This window comes from Pseudomonas sp. GW823-FHT03E05 (assembly GCF_058796855.1).
Genome location: NZ_JBXAJB010000008.1, coordinates 182209 through 199188, shown reverse-complemented (window position 1 = coordinate 199188; position 16980 = coordinate 182209). Strand labels below are relative to the sequence as shown.

The window sequence follows — 16980 nt, the reverse complement described above, 5'->3', positions numbered from 1 at the left end:
ATTCTTCGCCCTTATCAACAGGAATTAAAATGAGCGAAAGCTTTGCGGAACTCTTTGAAGAAAGCCTAAAAACCCTGAACCTTCAGGCAGGCTCCATCATCACCGGTGTTATCGTCGACATCGACTACCAAGCGCGTTGGGTAACCGTTCACGCTGGTCTGAAGTCTGAAGCGCTGATCCCGCTTGAGCAGTTCTACAACGATGCTGGCGAACTGTCCATCAATGTTGGTGATGAAGTTCACGTTGCTCTGGATTCGGTTGAAGACGGCTTTGGTGAAACCAAGCTCTCCCGTGAAAAAGCCAAGCGCGCTGAATGCTGGATCGTTCTGGAAGCAGCCTTCGCAGCCGAAGAAGTGGTCAAGGGCGTTATCAACGGTAAGGTTAAAGGCGGCTTCACTGTCGACGTTAACGGCATCCGTGCGTTCCTGCCAGGTTCTCTGGTTGACGTCCGTCCAGTGCGCGACACCACGCACCTGGAAGGCAAAGAGCTCGAGTTTAAAGTCATCAAACTCGACCAGAAGCGCAACAACGTTGTCGTTTCCCGCCGCAGCGTCCTCGAAGCCGAGAACTCCGCTGAGCGTGAGGCTCTGCTGGAATCCCTGCAGGAAGGTCAGCAAGTCAAAGGTATCGTCAAGAACCTCACCGATTACGGCGCATTCGTCGATCTGGGTGGCGTCGATGGCCTGCTGCACATCACCGACATGGCTTGGAAGCGTATCAAGCATCCTTCCGAAATCGTCAACGTTGGCGACGAGATCGATGTCAAGGTTCTGAAGTACGATCGCGAGCGCAATCGTGTTTCCCTGGGCCTGAAGCAACTGGGCGAAGATCCATGGGTTGCTATCAAGGCTCGTTACCCAGAAAGCACTCGCGTTACCGCTCGTGTAACCAACCTGACCGACTACGGCTGCTTCGCTGAGCTGGAAGAAGGCGTGGAAGGCCTGGTACACGTTTCGGAAATGGACTGGACCAACAAGAACATCCACCCTTCGAAAGTCGTACAAGTCGGCGACGAAGTGGAAGTTATGGTTCTGGACATCGACGAAGAGCGTCGTCGTATCTCCCTCGGCATCAAGCAGTGCAAGTCCAACCCATGGGAAGACTTCTCTGGCCAGTTCAACAAGGGCGATAAGATCTCCGGCACCATCAAGTCGATCACCGATTTCGGTATCTTCATTGGTCTGGACGGCGGCATCGACGGTCTGGTTCACCTGTCCGACATCTCCTGGAACGAAGTGGGCGAAGAAGCCGTACGCCGTTTCAAGAAGGGCGACGAGCTGGACACCGTTATCCTGTCGGTTGACCCAGAGCGCGAGCGTATCTCCCTGGGTATCAAGCAACTGGAAAGCGATCCGTTCTCCGAGTACGTCCAAGAGAACGACAAAGGCGCAATCGTTAAGGGTGTTGTAAAAGAAGTTGACGCCAAAGGCGCCATCATCACCCTGGCTAACGATATCGAAGCTACTCTGAAAGCCTCCGAAATCAGCCGTGACCGCATCGAAGATGCGCGTAACGTTCTGAAAGAAGGCGAAGAAGTTGAAGCCAAGATCATCAGCGTTGACCGTAAGAGCCGTGTAATCCAGCTCTCGATCAAGTCGAAAGACGTTGAAGACGAGAAAGAAGCTATCCAGAGCCTGCGCGACAAGCCAGCTGCTTCGGATATCGCTGCTGGTCCTACCACTCTGGGTGACCTGCTGCGTGCACAAATGGAAAAGCAGAACTAAGTTCTGTCAGACCATAAAAAGGGCGACTTCGGTCGCCCTTTTTTATGCCTGAAATTCGAGAGGGTCAGAGCAAGAGTGTTTGGGGGAAACCAATCTGTGCAATGAGTTGTCTCTTTCTTAGGTGGGTCGGCTGTGTATTTGAGTCTAGGCTTACTCAATGGTGCATTATTCAAGCAGCATAAGCTGCCTTAAGGAAGGGCATGAGCAGGTTGGGTGTCGTGGTTTTGATTCTTCTTTTGGCTGGGTGTACGACCAATGTAAAGACCCACGCGGTGCGCGGGGTCAGTGGCATAGAGATCGATTGTTCGGGGCTGGGGTCGGATTGGGGCAAATGCTACAAGCGTGCTGCACGTGAGTGTAAGGCCAATGGCTACAAGGTCATTAGCAAATCTATCGACGCCAAGGATGAGGAGGGAGATTATCCTTTCGGTTGGAATCCGGCGGGTTATCTGACTCGAACGATGTTGGTCATGTGTCGATAGGGCCGCTTTGCATTTTTGTAACTGCATCTTCTGCAAGAAAGGAGTTTGTATCGGCGTGGCAGATGGGCTGTTCAAAACCCTCAGAGCATGCTAAAACCTTTGAAGCACTGACCTAGCTGCTTGAAAAAGAAGGGAAAAATATGACGAAGTCGGAGTTGATCGAACGAATTGTCACCCATCAAGGGCTGCTCTCATCCAAGGATGTCGAGTTGGCGATAAAGACCATGCTTGAACAGATGTCACAGTGTCTGGCTACCGGTGATCGAATTGAGATTCGAGGATTTGGTAGTTTCTCTCTTCACTATCGTGCTCCTCGCGTAGGCAGAAATCCAAAAACTGGTCAATCAGTCAGTCTGGATGGCAAGTTTGTGCCTCATTTCAAACCGGGTAAAGAGTTGAGAGATCGTGTCAATGAAGAAGAAAGTTAAATAATGAAATCTGCACTTAAAGTTATATGTTGCTCATTTTGATTTTTGTTTTTTGAGGTTGTAGATATATTTTTTGAAAGTCTAAGATAAATATGAAAGTCGTCTCTACTTGAATGTTGGTTAAGGGGGAGTGTTTTTATATTCTATATATCCAGAAGTGAATTTTGTTCCGGGAATGGCTAGTTATTATCAATGTGCTGCTCGGAGTCTTTAAATGGCTATAGAAACAGATCATTCTGAGGTTTCCTCCCCTATTCGAATAAAGCTCTTCACCTTGCTAAGGAATTTATGGTTTGAACGGTTGCTGTTTTTATTCAGTATATTAGTTGTGACCTTTATTTTTGCTGTTTTCGATTTTATTATCAAGCCAGCTTACGAAGCTCGGATTTTATTGTGCCTACCAGGGGGTTAGGGGCGTTTCGATTATCGGTTATAGCTTTCTGAAAGATGAAGGTACTATGCGTGAAACGATCGCTAAAATTTACTCTACATTTATTCGTAACGTTCGATCTGATAACTATCTTAGAGAGTTTTCTGGGAACATATTCTGAGGTCGTCTAAAGTTAGAAAAATTATAAAATTAACTCAAGCATAAATAGCTATGAGGGGTTCTCTCAGCGAGTCATCGTTTAATGAACTATTTATAAAGCGAGCTGCAGGAAATTACTCTAAAGATAATGAAACGAGCTTCGATATCTACTAGTTCAAAAAATATTTTATAATTCAGTGGTTGTTGAGTCTGATAGATTATCAGTTTGTTTGAAGGACGGACCTATGGCTAGCATAGGTAACCCAGTACGCTCTAAAAAATGATCATCATCCTGATTGGGGTTCTCGTAGGGGCGGGGTTAGAGGGGGCTCTGTCTGTTACTCGTTATCATTATAAGAAGTCGCTTTCGTGTGCATGATGAAGGGGCATCTCTCGCGCGATGAGCTTTTGCAGAGAGCAAGGGAGCCTGGAATTTTGACCTTCCAGGGCTAAAAATAGCTTGTAAAGGTTAAGATTTTCCGACAGTTGTGTATAATTTAAATGTTATTCAGTGCAAGTCACATGTTGTGAAACTGGCGTAAGCTAGCTAACAGTTGCAGGATGCTGAAAGCTTATCCGTATATGCTACGGAATCAAGATGATTTTTATACTTTACGTGAAGCATCTTTATTGTTGGGTGGTACCTTGTAAGGTATATGCTTGTAATGAGTTATAGATTGGTTAATTATTTTAAATAAATGTAAAAGTATTTTGGCTAAAGGATGTAAACGAAAAATGAATATCCCATTCAACAAGCCACCATATACTGGAAGTGAAGATCAGTATGTGATATCAGCTATGCGCAGTGATAAGATGTCCGGTGATGGAAAATTCACCATCCTTTGCCAAAAATGGTTTGAAGAAAGTTTGGGTTGCAAAAAAGCTCTATTAACCCCTTCCTGCACTCAAGCTTTAGAAATGGCTGCTTTGTTAATCGACATTCAGCCGGGTGATGAAGTAATTATGCCTAGCTACACTTTCGTAAGTACGGCGAATGCGTTTGCTCTTAGGGGGGCAAAAATTGTTTTTGTAGATATTCGTCCAGATACGATGAATATTGATGAGACGCTTATTGAAGCGGCTATCTCAAAGAATACCAAAGCCATAGTTCCAGTTCATTATGCCGGTGTTGCTTGTGAAATGGATACAATAATGGGTATAGCAAATCATTATGGGTTGTATGTGATTGAAGATGCCGCCCAGGGAATGACATCTTTCTATAAAGGAAGACCCTTAGGGACAATAGGGCACATGGCAGCTTATAGTTTTCATGAAACAAAAAACTATACAAGTGGTGGCGAAGGCGGCTTATTAATTATAAATGATGAGAGTTTTATACTCAGGGCTGAAGTCATTCGAGAGAAAGGAACGAATAGAAACCTATTTTTTCGAGGAATGATTGATAAGTATACCTGGGTGGATTTGGGCAGTAGTTACCTTCCAGGGGAACTTCAAGCAGCTTATCTGTATGGTCAGCTTGAAAAAGTTGAAGAAATAAAAGAGTCTAGAATGAAAACATGGAGATTTTTTTATGAAAATCTCAGTGAGCTTTCAGCTAATGGGAAGCTAGAGCTGCCTATAATTCCCGCAGAATGTATAAGTAATGCTCATATGTTTTACGTTAAGCTTCCTGATATTGGTGTTAGGACAAAGGTATTAAAGTATTTAAAAAATAATGGGATTGGTGCGGTATTTCACTATATTCCATTACACTCTGCTCCAGCGGGTATTCGACTTGGTGCTTTTGTTGGTAAGGATAAATTTACAACATCTGAGAGCGAGCGTTTAATCAGACTTCCAATTTGGTATGGAATGACTGATATCGAGAGAGCTACTGTAGTGGATACTGTCGTCGAGGCTGTCAATGCATGTTGCTAGTAATGCAAGTCGAATGGTAGTTAGTCGAAAACATGCATTACAGAGTGCTGCTTTAACTGTCGCCTCTCAAACATCTAAAATTGCCGTTGGTTTTATTTTGATAAAACTGATTGCGGTTTATTTAGGTGCTGGTGGTATGGGGTTACTGGGTAATTTTATGAGCCTCGTTGCTATGCTATCTCTGATGGCCGGTGGCGGCATATCTAATGGAGTGATCAAATATGTAGCAGAGTATAAAAAAAAACCTCGACGGTTGGCTGAGTTTATTGGTTCAGCAAAATTATACTCTCTTTTATTTTGTACTTTTTTTTGTATAGTTGGAGTTTGTTTTTCGCGAGATATCTCGGGTTATATTTTTAAGAGCGAGGAATATTATAAAATAATAGTTTTTTTATTTTTGGCTCAGTTTGGTTTTGCATTTGTTAATCTAGTGTGCGGTATCGCTAATGGACTGCGTGATACTAAAACATATGCACTTATTCAGATCTCTGGAAATGTTCTAGTTGTACCGATCAGCTGGTTTTTAATTGGATTTTATCAGCTGGTAGGTGCCGCAATTTCAATGGTTTTGATGTTTCTCATTTATTCAATTCCAGCATATTTTTTTTATCGTAGGTCTTTTTTCTTTAGAGCCAAAATTAAAACAAAGATTAATGCGCTAGCTGTGAGAAGGTTGTCCGTTTTTACTTCCATGGCCCTGGTGGGAGCGGTGAGCGTACCTCTTATAGAAATACTCGTTCGGCAACAAATTATCAATCACATAGGCTATGCGCCAGCTGGAATATGGCAAGGGGCGATTAAAGTTTCAAGTGCATATATGGGTTTTTTTACCATATTCCTTGCAGTCTATTTTATGCCTACAATCTCAGGAAGTAATAATAGAAAGGAAATTGCAAGTTTAGTCTTGAGGTTCATGGCAGTCGTTATGTTTGTTTTTCTTTTTGGGGCGAGCATTTTCTTTTTACTAAGAGTGCAAATTATACCAATAATATTATCGAGTGAGTTTGAATCATTAGAGTCATTGATTAAGTATCAATTAATTGCGGATTTTTTTCGTGTTTCGACTTATGTTATCGGTTTTGTAGTTATAGCCAAGGCTGCACTGAAGATCTATATCGTAAGCGAACTGCTTCAGGGGATATTCTTTTTTAGTGTCAGCTCTATTTTTCTTAATTTGGGGCTCGGTCTAAAAGGTGTATTCCTAGCTACTTTGTTAATGAATATTGTATATTTTGTGGTCGCCGTATCAGGCTTTTTTCTCTATAGGAGAAGGGAAGTATAATGTTATCAGCTACTGTCGTCGTATCTTGCTACAATCAAGAGCGCTATATTGTAGAGTGTCTTGATAGTATCCTGTCGCAAGAAATAAATTTCGAGTGTGAAGTTATAGTCTCTGATGACTGTTCTACTGATAGAACTCAAGAGGTTCTTCTTGAGTACTCTCGCTTGCATGAGGGAAGACTCAAACTAAACCTTCGCTCAGAAAATGTAGGGCCTGCATTAAACTATCTTGGTTTACACTCAATGGCTTCGGGCGACATCGTTTTCCATTTTGATGGTGATGATGTAATGCTCCCTGGAAAGTTAGCTCTTCAATATAAAGAATTTCAGGAAGATGCTCAAGTCAATGTCGTCTTCCATAAAGCAGTATACTTTTCTGATGATGGTAAATACTTGTCTGATACACAATTTCCAGACTCTGCCGAAAGATCAATAGATATTTCGGGGGAGGAGCTTGCTTGTTGGGGGTCAGTTGCTGTCCATAGTTCGTATGCATATAGAAGAAGCTCAAGGAAAACGGTTATAAATCGTGAGTTTATGGAGTGGTTTTTTGCTATGGACTCTTTAATTCCCGAAGGAAAGGCTGTTTATATAAACAAATCTCTGGTTAAGTATAGATGCAATCCATCTGCGGGTTCGTATCTATCCACACAATCAGGAAAGTTAAAGGCGTACTCTATCTATTTTGAAGATATTGAGCATTATTTTGATAGCTATAAAGTTTTACGATGTGATCTATATGCGAACTACTTTGTTACGTTTTTGGCTATGCTGAGGTCTACTAATAGATTTTCGCTGAAACGTTCATTGTTCTTGCTGCGCAATATATATTGTGTCCGGCCCAAAAAAATACTCAACACACTTGGTGTGCGAAGGCTGGTTGGTCCTAAGTTAAAGAATCGATAGTTTGGAGAAGAGATGACTTATCTGAATCTCTATGGTTTGGATATTGATATAGTTATCTCTTTCTTTTTTAAGCATTCTAAATGCTTTTGGCGAAATCAAGGTTTCTTAAAGAGGTATTGTGCTCAGCTGAGTTTTTTGTGGTGTTGCTGGCCATAGGATTTGTTTCTCAGAGTATTGCTGTACGTTCATTTTATACATATGGCGATACTTAGGTTTATATAAGGTTATATGACTATCTGGATGCAGGGCTGGATAACCCTTTTCAAAAAATAGACACTTCATTCGTTTTGCTGATGAGGTTTTTTGTTTTTTTGGGGGGGAGCATCAAACACTATTTTTTCTAATAACATTTTCTTTTGCTATTTCTTATTGCAGACTGGCGATGGGGCTTTTGGATGTATTCCTCGCTGCTAGTAGCTTTAATTCTGATCCTCAGTTATTCAGTCTATCAAATGGGTCTGGGCTTTATCTTTTTCATGTGTGCACCTTGGTTTCTTTTTTATATTGTAATCTTCGGCTTGATGTACAGCGATCGGATTGGTCTTTATTCTTTGATGTTTTATCCAATTTTAATTTTGTATACTTTGTGCGAGTTTTCGAAAGTTGGTTTTGTTTTTTTGACTCTTTAAAATAATTTCTGCTAATTAAATACTTGTCCTTGTTCGTAGGTATCACACTGTTCGATGACTTTTTTTTATAAATATGCTATTTTACCGCCATTGGTTACGGTTGTGGTTTATGAGTGGCGGCGTTATTTTTTGGTTTGAGTTTTAATCGGGCGAGGGCTTGGTGGGTGACAAAAGAAGCAATCAGGGTTGCTAGGGTTTCCACAGTTTCGTTTTTCATAGTGACGCAACTAGAGACTCAATTTGAGCAGTTGGCAATGTCTGGCGTTGATTTGACGGCCATTTCAAGTGCCGATGAGTCGGTTGGGAGGTTGCTCGCAAATAAGAGATTTAATTTTTTACCAATTAATATTGAACGTAAAATTAATATTAAAAAAGATATTTTAAGTTTGTTTCTTTTGATAAAGACTTTTCGAAAATATAATTTTGATATAATTCACTCAACCACACCGAAAGCAGGATTGTTATGTTCTATTGCGGGTCTGTTTGCTAGACGGTCCGTTCGATTGCACACATTTACTGGCCAGCCATGGGTAACTATGTCTGGTTTAAAACGCTCACTTCTAAGAGCGTGCGATAAGCTTGTCGGTATACTCAATACGCACTGTTATGCAGATAGCCACAGCCAAATGAAATTTCTAATTTCGAATGGTATTATTAAACCAGAGAGAATATCAGTTCTGGGGGCCGGATCGCTCGCGGGTATAGATTTAGAACGATTCAATAAGAAATACTTTCCAGAAAGTACATGCTTGGATTTGAGGTCAAAGCTTGGTATTTCAGAAAGTAGCAAGGTAGTTCTATATGTTGGCCGAATAACACCGGATAAAGGAATTAGTGAGTTAGTTCAGGCTTTTGAGAGGATATCTGCCAAAGACAGTGATGTATTTCTTGTGCTGGTTGGGCCTTCTGAGCCTGAAGGTCAATTAATTATTGATAGCATTCCTGAATATATAAAGTCGCATGTTAAAGTTGTCGGTTACGACCGCGAGCCCGAACGATACATGGCCGTCGCAGACTTGCTATGTTTGCCTAGTTACCGCGAAGGATTTGGCACGGTTATCATTGAAGCGGGGGCGATGGGGATCCCTTCAGTAGGGACCGATATCTATGGCTTGTCTGATGCGATTTTAGACGGGCTGACAGGTTTGCTAGTTAAAGTTGCAGATCCCGCATCTCTGGAAGAGGGGATCTGGACGCTATTGTCTAATCCATCGATGAGATACTCTATGGGCGCTGAGGCACGCCGTCGAGCCTCGGAAAATTTTAGTTCTTCCAGGTGCTCGGAGTTGCTGCTGAAAGAGTATAAGGCGTTTATAAGTTGATGGACGAAGTCTTTGAGGAAAAACAGCGCGTCATGGTAACGGGGGCAGCAGGGTTTGTCGGAGGCTGCTTAGTTCGTGCACTTACTTTACATGAGGCTTATATTCCCATATCAGTTTTTCGCTCTGAAGGTGATTTGCAGCTTATATCAAATAATGTATATGCTGCCAATGTATCCCCGGAAACGGACTGGGCTGTGGCTTTGGCCGGCGTATCTATAGTTGTTCACGCTGCTGCACGAGTGCATGTGATGAACGAGAGTTCCGCTACTGCTCTAGCCGAATATAGAAGAGTAAACTTTCATGGTACCTTGAGGTTGGCGCGTCAAGCCGCTGAGGCCGGTGTGCGTCGCTTTGTTTTTATTAGCTCCATAAAAGTTAATGGAGAGGCTACCAGCCTTGCACGACCTTATTGTGCAGATGATCCAGTTAACCCGGTTGACCCATATGGTGTATCCAAACATGAGGCTGAAGTTGCTCTCCGCCAGCTCGCTTTGGAAACTGGTATGGAGGTGGTAGTTATTCGTCCTACACTGGTTTATGGACCAGGAGTAAAAGCAAATTTTGAGGCTATGCTTGCGTGGGTTAAGCGAGGAATCCCCTTGCCTTTAGGGTCGATTAACAATAAGCGTAGTCTGGTTTTTATTGAAAATTTAATTGATCTAGTTATTCTGTGCATGCATCATGAGAGTGCTGCAAATCAAACTTTTCTTGTTAGTGATGATGAAGATCTCTCTACAAGTGAATTATTGGCGAAAGCAGCAAATGCATTGGGTGTAAAAAGCCGAGTTTTTCCATTTCCAAGTAGTATGCTTAGATTATTTTTAACTCTCCTAGGACGTAAGGCAATTTCGCAGCGCCTATGTGGAAGCTTGCAGGTTGATATAAGTAAGACCTGCCTTCTCTTAGGTTGGCGTCCCGCAGTAAACGTTAACGAGGCGTTAAAAAGAACCGCGGCAGCCTTTGTGGAAAAAAGCGTATGAGCAATGTGTACTGGGTGATGTTCTTTTCGTTTGTTGGTTCCTTGATGGGGACTGCAGTTTTACGCAGATACGCTTTATCTAATAGCCTTATTGATATACCTAACTCCCGAAGCTCTCATACTGTTCCCACTCCTAGGGGCGGAGGGGTGGCTATCGTTGTTGTTTTTATAATCAGTGCCATCGTTTTAGAGATTACTAGTAATTTGCAATTTTTTACTATGTTAGCTCTTACAGTTACAGGGGGGATGGTTGCCGTTATCGGGTTTCTCGATGACCATGGGCATATTCCCGCTCGCTGGAGATTATTGGGGCACTTTACAGCCGCAATTTTGGGGGTGGCATTATTGGGTGGGATGCCATCTATGCTTATACTTAATGTATATGTTGAGTTGGCATGGGCAGGACATATCTTTGCAGTTTTTTACTTGGTATGGATGCTTAACTTATATAATTTTATGGATGGTATTGACGGTCTGGCTGCCATTGAGGCTGTATTTGTTTGTTTAGCTGGCGCAGGCTTGTATTGGATAGTTGGTAGTTATGACTTGGCTTGGGCTCCTTTGGGCCTGGCTCTTGCGGTCTTGGGCTTTTTGTACTGGAACTTTCCCCCTGCTCGAATTTTTATGGGCGATGCAGGTAGTGGATTTCTTGGATTAGTTCTTGGTTTGCTTGCCCTGCAGGCTGCTTGGACTAATCCATCTTTATTTTGGAGTTGGTTGATTTTTCTAGGTGTTTTCATTGTTGACGCGACGTTTACTCTTTTCTGTCGGCTATTAAGAGGGGAGAAGCTGTACGAGGCGCATCGCAGTCACGCTTATCAATTTGCAGCGAGGCGTTACGGTAGGCATTTTCCGGTAACGTTGGCAGTGCTATTTGTAAATATAATTTGGCTATTACCACTAGGCTTTCTTGTGGGTACAGAAAAGCTCGAAGGAGTTATTGGTCTTGTAATAGCTTATGTACCTTTGATTCTTCTTGCAGTGTTCTACAAAGCCGGCGCAAGAGAGAACTGAGATGCGGGTTCTGGTTTACGTCTGTGGCGTTTTTATTTAAGAAGGGTATTAGTATGTTTCGTCAGTGGTTGCTTGAGCTTCCGAGGCGCCAAAAACGCTTGATCCAAGTCGTAGTAGATACTGTGCTTGTCTGGCTTGCGTTGTGGTTAGCGTTCCTTGTACGTCTTGGCATTGATGAAATTGCCAATCCATTAGAGGCGCACCCATGGCTTTTCCTGTTTGCACCTTTAGTTTCTATTCCACTATTCATCCATTTTGGTCTATATCGAGCAGTTTTACGTTATTTTGGTACTGATGCACTCATCGCTATTACTAAGGCTGTGACGTTGTCTGCGTTGGTAATGGGGGTTATAGTTTATGTCTATAGTAATCATAAGTTTGTAGTTCCTCGTTCTATTGTTTTTAATTTCTGGTGGTTGAGTCTCATCATGATTGGAGGCTTGCGCTTAGCAATGCGTCAATACTTCCTTGATGATTGGTTTTCTACAACGCAACACATGCCTTTCTCCAATACAGATAATAATCTTCCTAAAGTTGCTATTTATGGAGCAGGCGCTGCTGGTAATCAACTGGTTGCGGCGTTGAGGATGGGGCGAGCAATGCGTCCTGTTGCTTTTATTGACGATGATAAGAGTATTGCAGACAGGGTAATCGCCGGACTACATGTTTATCAGCCCAAAAATATTCAACGTATGATTGATGCAACTGGAGCGCAGGAAGTGCTTTTGGCCATTCCTTCTTCAAGCCGTGGGCGTCGTCGTGAAATCTTGAGCTTTCTTGAAAGCTATCCTCTTCATGTTCGAAGTGTTCCCGGGTTTATGGATCTCGCTAGTGGCCGAGTGAAAGTTGATGATATTCAGGCTGTTGATATTGCTGATTTATTAGGGCGTGACGCAGTTCCGGCTCAAGAGGATTTGCTTGAACGCTGTGTGACGAAGAAGGTAGTTCTTGTAACTGGCGCCGGAGGATCCATTGGCTCCGAGCTATGTCGGCAAATATTGCTTCTTCGTCCTACTGTATTGTTGTTGTTCGAGCATAGCGAGTTTAATCTCTATAGTATTTTTTCCGAGTTAGAAGGGCGTGTTGCTCGTGAGTCACTTTCCGTAAAAGTATTGCCGATTCTTGGCACTATAAAAAGTCATGAAAAGCTCGTTGATATAATGACTACCTGGAAAGTTAATACAGTTTACCATGCTGCGGCTTATAAGCATGTCCCAATGGTAGAACACAATATTTCCGAAGGCTTTTTTAATAATGTAATCGGCACGCTTAATACCGCCCAGGCAGCATTGATGTCTGGTGTTACAGATTTTGTCTTGATATCTACAGATAAGGCAGTTCGTCCCACCAATATAATGGGAAGTACTAAACGCTTGGCTGAGCTGACGTTACAAGCACTTAGTCGCGAAAAAGATCCCGTTTTATTTGATGTGGCTGGTTGTGAACAGATAAGAAACAACACTCGATTTACAATGGTTCGTTTCGGTAATGTTCTGGGCTCTTCAGGTTCTGTAATTCCATTGTTTCATAAACAAATACAGTCTGGTGGCCCCTTGACTGTTACTCACCCTAAAATTACTCGATATTTCATGACCATTCCTGAAGCTGCACAGCTAGTTATTCAAGCGGGGTCGATGGGCTTGGGCGGGGATGTATTTGTATTGGATATGGGTGAACCGGTAAAAATTGTAGAACTGGCTGAGAAAATGATTCATCTCTCAGGTCTGAGTGTTCGCTCGGAAAAAATGCCTCATGGTGATATTGCTATCGAATTTACCGGGTTGAGGCCCGGTGAGAAACTTTACGAGGAGCTATTAATAGGTGATAACGTTTCTATCACTCCACACCCGATGATTATGACAGCTAATGAAGATTATTTGCCTTGGGGTGTGTTGAAAACTAACCTAGCTAAGATGCTCGAGTCTGTTCATCAAGATGATTACGTCACATTCCGCCAATTGTTGCGTGAAACAGTGAGTGGCTATACGCCAGACGGTGAAATTGTCGATTGGATTTATCAACAACGCCGTTTACAACCATAAGTTTACATAAACAGTAACCATCTACATTTTGACTTGTCCCCTGCATCACCTAGGTTTGGAAGGCAGCTTTGGAAAGCTGCTTTCCTTACTCGATGTCATGGAGCGTCACTATGCGTAACTCTTTTTTCACCTCATTGATCTTTGCTTTTCTCGCCAGCTTTGCACTTGTCACTCAAGCAGCGCCGGGTCCCCAGACCCAGCCCGGTTCTGCGCAAGTGGCGGAGCAGGCGCCGATTCAAGCGAGCAAGGTCAACCTCAATACGGCGGATGAGGCTGTGCTGCAACGCGAGCTTTTTGGGGTGGGGGCTGCCAAGGCCAAGGCGATTGTCGCTTATCGGGAAGAAAATGGGCCCTTTGCTTCGGTGGACGAGTTGCTGGAGGTCAAGGGGATTGGCAGGGCAATTCTGGAACGAAATCTGGATAAGCTCGAAGTCAATTGAGTTCTTCCGCATAACGTTTGAAGGCCGGTCTCTGACCGGCCTTTTGCATTTCATGGGTGGGGTAGCTGACAGTGAATCTCTATTGCCTGGATTGATCATTTTCATGATGACTCGAAAATATTATGGTAATAATATTTTTCGGGCGCCAAATGCTTCTGGCCGAAGGCGCTCATTACTTTCATGCATTGTCAGGAGTCCAGCTATGAGTTCGATTCAATCCCAAGGTACAGCATTGGTCACTGGGGCCTCATCCGGTATTGGAGCGGTTTATGCCGAGCGACTGGCAGAGCGAGGTTTTGATTTGTTGCTGGTTGCTCGAGATGAGGGACGTTTGAAGGTGGCAGCCAATGCGTTGAGCGATAAATATAACGTGCAAGTGGAGGTGTTGAAGGCGGATTTGACGCTCAAGAAGGACTTACTGAATGTCGAGCGACGTTTGCGCGACGACTCCCGTATCAGCTTGCTGCTGAACAATGCGGGAGTAGCTGCCAACGGGGCTTTGGCTGGCGCCGACCTGGATCAGATGGAGCACATGATTCAGCTCAATGTAGTGGCACTGACCCGGCTGGCCGGGGTGGCTGCAACGAGTTTCTCTGCGACTGGGCGTGGGGCGATTATCAATATTGCCTCGGTGGTGGCCTTGATTCCTGAGCGTTTCAACGCGACTTATAGTGCAACCAAGGCATATGTACTCAGTTTGACTCAGTCGCTGCAGGCTGAGTTGAAGGGCAGCGGGGTTCGTGTACAGGCTGTGTTGCCGGGTGTCACTCGTACCGAGATCTGGGAGCGTTCAGGGCTTGATGCCAAGGCCATTCCGGCGGAAATGGTGATGGAGGTACAGGAGATGGTCGATGCGGCGTTGAGCGGCTTGGATCAGGGCGAGTTGATTACATTGCCTTCGCTACCCGATCCTGCGGATTGGCAGGCTTTGGTGGCGGCGCGCTTGGCTCTTGGCCCCAATCTGTCCAGAAGCAGTGCGGCCGCTCGCTATAAATAAGGAGAGTAGGTTGGAGCGGATCGCTTCAGCGCCGCTCCTGTTGCTTCAGGCCCTCGCGAACCACCTCCAGTATCCGAGTTCCCAACTCCGGGTTTTCCACGCTGCGAGAAAGCATGAGTGCACCGACCAAGGTGGACATGAGCATCAGGCTTCGCTCGGCTTTCTGTTCGCCTTCCAGCACCGATTCTAGTTGTTCCAGCCTGGTGTTGAGCACCTCATCTGTAGTCGCACTGGGTTGCCCGCGCTGGCCGAGTTCCGAGCTCATGGTCGGTAGCGGGCAGCCTTGATGAGGGGACTTCTGGTGCCACTCGCAGAGGTAGTTATCGATAAAGGCTGGCAGTGGATGCTCTTGTGCGAACAGTGCAGCGCAATGGGTGTCCAGCTCTTGGGCGGCGGCGCGCAGGGCTTCTTCTACCAGTTCATCCTTGGACTTGAAGTGGGAATAGAAGCCGCCATGGGTCAACCCCAGGGCTTTCATCAGGGGCTGTAGACCTGTTGCACCTATCCCGTCACGCCGAAAACGTTCTGAAGCTTCCTTGATAATGCGTTGATGAGTCTGGGCTTTATGGTCTGGCGAGTAACGCATTTGAGAAACCTCCGCAACTAGAAGGCCATTTTAACCAAGGATTATCAGATCATGCCCCTACTTCTAGGCAGGGATTGTCAGCGTTGACAGCTTCCCGACAGCTTTTCGTGAGGGCATAAGGGGGTGATTGAAGTTGGCACGATAAGTGATTACCTGCTGTTCATGAATTGTTGAACAATCGTGAGGTGCCCCCATGAGCGACGGACTATCCCTGGCGGACCACATTACTGTGGAACTGCGGGCTGACATCATCGGTGGTCGTTTATTGCCCGGAATGGCGCTGGTGGAAAGCGAGCTGGTCAGTGCCTATAACGCCTCACGCAATACCATCCGTGAAGCCCTGCACCGCCTGGGGCAGGAAGGGCTGACCTGGTACGTGCGGCACAAAGGCGTGGTGGTCCGTCGCCTTGGTGCTGATGACGTGCGGGATCTGTTTCGAGTGCGCCGTACCCTGGAGTTGCAGGCCATCGCCAATGCTCGCCCGCTACGCGAGTACCAGTCCGATCGCATGCTCGATGCCATGGAAGCGGCGGAGCTTGCCCGGGAGCGCGAGGACTGGCGCGCCGTGGGAACCCATGGCCTGCGTTTTCACCAGCATGTGGTGGGGTTGCTGGGCTCGCCACTATTCGATGAGTTCTTCACCAACGTGGTGGCGCAGTTGCGCCTGGTGTTTTGTACGGCGCCGGATGAGGCGCGGTTTCAGGCGCCCTGGCTGGTCCGTGACCGACAGATCCATGAATGGCTTCTGGAGGGTGACAAGGCGGCCGCCATCGAGGCCATGGAGTTGTACCTGGACGACTCGGAGCGCCTGCTGTTGGACATGCTCGACCAATCCCTGTGTCACTGAATGAGGGCGATACCCATGTACAAAGACTATCCAGCGGCTTATCAGGTCAGCAAAGGTTCGGAGCTACAGGTGGACAAGGCGTTTTACGAACGCATTCGGCACAATCAGGGCCAACGCCATCTGATCGAGCAGTTCGAGGTTCCGATCCGTACCGGACGCGCCTGGAAGGTGCCCGCCGGGCACGTATTTCGGGTGACCACCCCGGTAGGGCCGCAGGTGGGCGACTTCAACGTATGGAATGCCAACGATCCGCGTGAGCGCCTCTGGGCTGCGCGCACCCGGCAGTTGCAGGGGGCGCATGTCAGTACCCACGACCGGCTCTGGTCGAACCTGCCTTTTCTGCGGCCGCTGGTGACCATCACCGATGACAGCCTGGCCCATTACGGCATCGACGAGCATGGTGGCCGCCTGCACGATCTACTGGGCACCCGTTGCGACCCCTATGTGAATCGCATGCTTACTGGCGAGGACTTTCACCATCACTGCCATTCCAACCTGACGCGGGCAGTGCTGCCTCATGGCCTGACCGAGTTCGATGTGCATGATGTGTTGAACATCTTCCAGTGCACGGGCCTGAACCATGACGACATGTACTTCATGAAGGCCTGCCCGGCGCAGAAGGGAGATTATCTGGAGTTCTTCGCCGAAATCGACCTGCTCTGTGCATTGTCGACCTGTCCGGGCGGAGATCTGTCCTTGCCGATGTGGGGGCCTGAAGCCCAGGACCCGTTAAGCGTGTGCCGTCCACTGGGAGTGGAAATCTATCGTCTGGACGAATCGTTGCTCGAAGGCTGGAGCCAGCCGCAACGTGCAGCCTATAAGGGCCAGCACGGGTTGCACATTGCCAAGGCCGAATGGGAGCGCTGAGCTTCCAGGCAGCCCCTGCACGTTAGGGT

15 protein-coding genes are annotated in these 16980 nt (G+C 45.8%); 14 read left to right on the top strand and 1 reads right to left on the bottom strand.

Annotated features, from left to right (window positions below; all coding sequences use genetic code 11):
- The first annotated feature begins 29 nt into the window (after positions 1-29).
- The 12 genes from rpsA (at position 30) to AC1RCO_RS27700 (ending at position 14651) form a co-directional block, all read left to right on the top strand.
- Complete coding sequence (gene rpsA, locus AC1RCO_RS27755) at positions 30-1724, top strand: 30S ribosomal protein S1 (protein ID WP_007931318.1); 1695 nt, start codon at positions 30-32, stop codon at positions 1722-1724.
- A gap of 200 nt (positions 1725-1924) precedes the next feature.
- Positions 1925-2206 (top strand): hypothetical protein, encoded by a 282-nt coding sequence (locus AC1RCO_RS27750; RefSeq protein WP_065365456.1) that lies wholly within the window; start codon positions 1925-1927, stop codon positions 2204-2206.
- A 140-nt stretch (positions 2207-2346) separates the two neighbouring features.
- Positions 2347-2634 carry an integration host factor subunit beta gene (gene ihfB, locus AC1RCO_RS27745; protein WP_073698965.1) on the top strand — a complete coding sequence of 96 codons (288 nt, stop codon included), beginning with the start codon at positions 2347-2349 and terminating at the stop codon, positions 2632-2634.
- Between the two features lie 1264 nt (positions 2635-3898).
- On the top strand, positions 3899-5041 hold the full coding sequence (rffA, locus tag AC1RCO_RS27740) for a dTDP-4-amino-4,6-dideoxygalactose transaminase (protein ID WP_492618249.1): 1143 nt from the start codon (positions 3899-3901) through the stop codon (positions 5039-5041).
- Positions 5028-6323 carry an O-antigen translocase gene (locus tag AC1RCO_RS27735; RefSeq protein ID WP_492618248.1) on the top strand — a complete coding sequence of 432 codons (1296 nt, stop codon included), beginning with the start codon at positions 5028-5030 and terminating at the stop codon, positions 6321-6323. Before rffA ends, AC1RCO_RS27735 begins: the two co-directional genes overlap by 14 nt.
- Positions 6323-7228, top strand: coding sequence for a glycosyltransferase (locus tag AC1RCO_RS27730; protein WP_492618247.1), 906 nt, complete (start codon positions 6323-6325; stop codon positions 7226-7228). The genes AC1RCO_RS27735 and AC1RCO_RS27730 overlap by 1 nt, the downstream gene beginning before the upstream one ends.
- 742 nt (positions 7229-7970) lie before the next feature.
- Positions 7971-9179 carry a glycosyltransferase family 4 protein gene (locus AC1RCO_RS27725; RefSeq protein WP_255313446.1) on the top strand — a complete coding sequence of 403 codons (1209 nt, stop codon included), beginning with the start codon at positions 7971-7973 and terminating at the stop codon, positions 9177-9179.
- Positions 9179-10159, top strand: coding sequence for a UDP-glucose 4-epimerase family protein (locus tag AC1RCO_RS27720; RefSeq protein ID WP_492618246.1), 981 nt, complete (start codon positions 9179-9181; stop codon positions 10157-10159). Before AC1RCO_RS27725 ends, AC1RCO_RS27720 begins: the two co-directional genes overlap by 1 nt.
- The gene (locus AC1RCO_RS27715) at positions 10156-11172 is read left to right on the top strand and encodes an MraY family glycosyltransferase (RefSeq protein WP_065365459.1); all 1017 of its coding nucleotides are present in this window, start codon (positions 10156-10158) and stop codon (positions 11170-11172) included. The genes AC1RCO_RS27720 and AC1RCO_RS27715 overlap by 4 nt, the downstream gene beginning before the upstream one ends.
- Before the next feature lie 53 nt (positions 11173-11225).
- On the top strand, positions 11226-13214 hold the full coding sequence (locus AC1RCO_RS27710) for a polysaccharide biosynthesis protein (protein WP_492618245.1): 1989 nt from the start codon (positions 11226-11228) through the stop codon (positions 13212-13214).
- Between the two features lie 110 nt (positions 13215-13324).
- Positions 13325-13654, top strand: coding sequence for a ComEA family DNA-binding protein (locus AC1RCO_RS27705; RefSeq protein WP_065365461.1), 330 nt, complete (start codon positions 13325-13327; stop codon positions 13652-13654).
- A 202-nt stretch (positions 13655-13856) separates the two neighbouring features.
- Entirely contained in the window at positions 13857-14651 is a 795-nt protein-coding gene (locus AC1RCO_RS27700; RefSeq protein WP_015636561.1) for an SDR family NAD(P)-dependent oxidoreductase, read from the top strand.
- Positions 14652-14676: 25 nt separating this feature from the next.
- Here the strand turns inward: AC1RCO_RS27700 and AC1RCO_RS27695 are convergent, their stop codons facing one another.
- Positions 14677-15237, bottom strand: a complete 561-nt coding sequence (locus tag AC1RCO_RS27695; RefSeq protein WP_492618244.1) for a TetR/AcrR family transcriptional regulator — start codon at positions 15235-15237, stop codon at positions 14677-14679.
- A 193-nt stretch (positions 15238-15430) separates the two neighbouring features.
- On the opposite strand from AC1RCO_RS27695, the gene AC1RCO_RS27690 reads away from it, so the two are divergent.
- A complete protein-coding gene (locus AC1RCO_RS27690; RefSeq protein WP_053153125.1) occupies positions 15431-16084 on the top strand; it encodes a GntR family transcriptional regulator in 654 nt (217 codons plus the stop codon).
- Between the two features lie 15 nt (positions 16085-16099).
- Entirely contained in the window at positions 16100-16951 is an 852-nt protein-coding gene (locus AC1RCO_RS27685; protein ID WP_492618243.1) for an urea carboxylase-associated family protein, read from the top strand.
- Positions 16952-16980: the final 29 nt, after the last annotated feature.